We start from the raw sequence: 619 nt of genomic DNA, 5'->3' as shown, positions 1-619 counted from the left end.
TGCGTGCCAGCCGTTCGGCGTCGGGCGTCTTCAGGAACAGCAGGGCCCGCAGGCCCGCGCGGGCCGCGGTGCCGAGCGTGTCGGTCGCGCCAGTGAAATCGTCGCCGTAGTAGACGACGGCCGGGCCCGGCGTCATGGCTTGCCGAAGAAGGCGAGGGCGCGCGCGAGTTCGGGCGCGCTCTTCGCTGCGTCCTGCAGCGTCGTGCCCGCGCGCGCGGCTGACCAGGCTTGGCGGATGCTGGTCACGCCGGCTTCCGCGCCGTCGGGGTGTGCGAGGATGCCGCCTCCGGCCATGAAGAGCAGGTCATCGCTGCCGATGGCGGCCCAGGTGGCGGGCACGGTGCCGGCCCACTGGCCCGAGGAGAAGGCGGGCATCACACGGTCGTCTGCCGCGTCGGTCAATGGCGTGAAGCAGTCGCGCGCCGAGCCGATGACCTCGCTGTCGGACTGCGAGAACTTGCCCTGCAGGCCGTGCACATGCATGTGGTCCACGCCCGCGAGTCGCCACAGCGTCTGGTACGCCTGGAACGAGATGCCCAGCAGCGGGTGCCGCGACAGCGCGCCGTAGCCGTTGCGGTGGCCGTGCAGCGCCAGGCCCGTGTGGCGCCGCAGCGTCTGG

The 619-nt window shown here is 72.5% G+C and carries 2 protein-coding genes; both read right to left on the bottom strand.

What is annotated here, in order from left to right:
- A partial coding sequence (locus BMG07_RS40950) for a four-carbon acid sugar kinase family protein (protein ID WP_307867345.1) occupies positions 1-136 on the bottom strand: 136 nt, incomplete at its 3' end.
- Positions 133-619 (bottom strand): RuBisCO large subunit C-terminal-like domain-containing protein (locus BMG07_RS40945; RefSeq protein ID WP_269759923.1); only part of this gene is annotated, 487 nt, incomplete at its 5' end. The genes BMG07_RS40950 and BMG07_RS40945, both read right to left, overlap by 4 nt.

Origin of the sequence: Variovorax sp. E3 (genome assembly GCF_016082275.1) — a bacterium.
Lineage (GTDB): Bacteria > Pseudomonadota > Gammaproteobacteria > Burkholderiales > Burkholderiaceae_C > Variovorax.
The sequence above is the reverse complement of the archived record's forward strand: the minus strand, read 5'-3'. Positions and strand labels throughout refer to the sequence as shown.